General features: G+C 58.7%; 1 rRNA gene (running past one end of the window). It reads right to left on the bottom strand.

From position 1 onward, the window contains the following. Positions 1-437: ribosomal RNA gene (locus tag IE249_RS25260) — 23S ribosomal RNA — on the bottom strand (it extends 2,833 nt beyond the left edge of the window). Between the last annotated feature and the right edge of the window lie 54 nt (positions 438-491).

The following is a 491-nucleotide window of genomic DNA, read 5'->3' as shown; positions in this document are numbered from 1 at the left end:
GCTGACATTTCGACTACGGGGGTCTTACCCTCTACGCCGGACCTTTCGCATGTCCTTCGCCTACATCAACGGTTTCTAACTCGCCCCACGGCCGGCAGACCGTAGAAGAGAGATCCCACAACCCCGCATGCGCAACCCCTGCCGGGTCTCACACACATACGGTTTGGCCTCATCCGGTTTCGCTCGCCACTACTCCCGGAATCACGGTTGTTTTCTCTTCCTGCGGGTACTGAGATGTTTCACTTCCCCGCGTTCCCTCCACACTGCCTATGTGTTCAGCAGCGGGTGACAGCCCATGACGACTGCCGGGTTTCCCCATTCGGAAACCCCCGGATCAAAGCCTGGTTGACGACTCCCCGGGGACTATCGTGGCCTCCCACGTCCTTCATCGGTTCCTGGTGCCAAGGCATCCACCGTGCGCCCTTAAAAACTTGGCCACAGATGCTCGCGTCCACTGTGCAGTTCTCAAACAACGACCAACCACCCATCAC

Source organism: Streptomyces anandii JCM 4720 (genome assembly GCF_014650655.1).
GTDB classification, from domain to species: Bacteria; Actinomycetota; Actinomycetes; order Streptomycetales; family Streptomycetaceae; genus Streptomyces; species Streptomyces anandii.
The sequence above is the reverse complement of the archived record's forward strand: the minus strand, read 5'-3'. Positions and strand labels throughout refer to the sequence as shown.